At 51.5% G+C, this 695-nt stretch carries 2 tRNA genes and 1 rRNA gene; all 3 read right to left on the bottom strand.

The window, feature by feature from the left end:
* Positions 1–256: 256 nt before the first annotated feature.
* Positions 257–332 (bottom strand) — tRNA-Ala (locus ACFPQ4_RS05350).
* 13 nt (positions 333–345) lie between these two features.
* Positions 346–422: transfer RNA gene (locus ACFPQ4_RS05355), tRNA-Ile, on the bottom strand.
* Between the two features lie 68 nt (positions 423–490).
* Positions 491–607 (bottom strand): 5S ribosomal RNA (gene rrf / locus ACFPQ4_RS05360).
* Positions 608–695 lie beyond the last annotated feature (88 nt).

Below are 695 nucleotides of genomic sequence, written 5' to 3' on the forward strand. Positions count from 1 at the left end.
TTCGTCGCGTCCTTCTTCGGCTCCTGGCGCCTAGGCATCCTCCGTGCGCACTTATTAGCTTAACCACAACATGACCGAAATCACATTGACGACACTAGTAAGGCTAGAGATGTTTCATTCTTTCGCGCTTTGTTTCGCTATCCAGTTTTCAAGGTACAAGTTGTCTGCCTCTTTGGCAGGAAGTTCATCTTATCACGTCGTTCGTCACCATTCAACCATCAAAAGTTGGTAATTTCGACTGACATGAGGATGAATATGGTGGAGACTAGCGGGATCGAACCGCTGACCCCCTGCGTGCAAGGCAGGTGCTCTCCCAGCTGAGCTAAGTCCCCATGGGAAAATATTTGGTTGGCCTTAGTGGACTCGAACCACCGACCTCACCCTTATCAGGGGTGCGCTCTAACCAGCTGAGCTAAAGGCCATCGTTATTAAGCTCTAAAATGTAAATAGGCTTTTAGCATCTCAATGCTGCTAAGATGTTAAAGGCCCGGCTTGGCGACGTCCTACTCTCCCAGGACCCTGCGGTCCAAGTACCATCGGCGCTGGAGGACTTAACGGTCGTGTTCGGGATGGGTACGCGTGGAACCCCTCCGCCTTTGCCACCAAACCGGATTAACTGAAAGGTTGCCCTTTCAAAACTGAACACCGAGGCGTCATTTACGGTAACGCGCCACTCTGCTTGCGCAGCTGTGGAC

Source organism: Cohnella yongneupensis (assembly GCF_042655785.1).
Classification (GTDB): domain Bacteria; phylum Bacillota; class Bacilli; order Paenibacillales; family Paenibacillaceae; genus Cohnella; species Cohnella yongneupensis.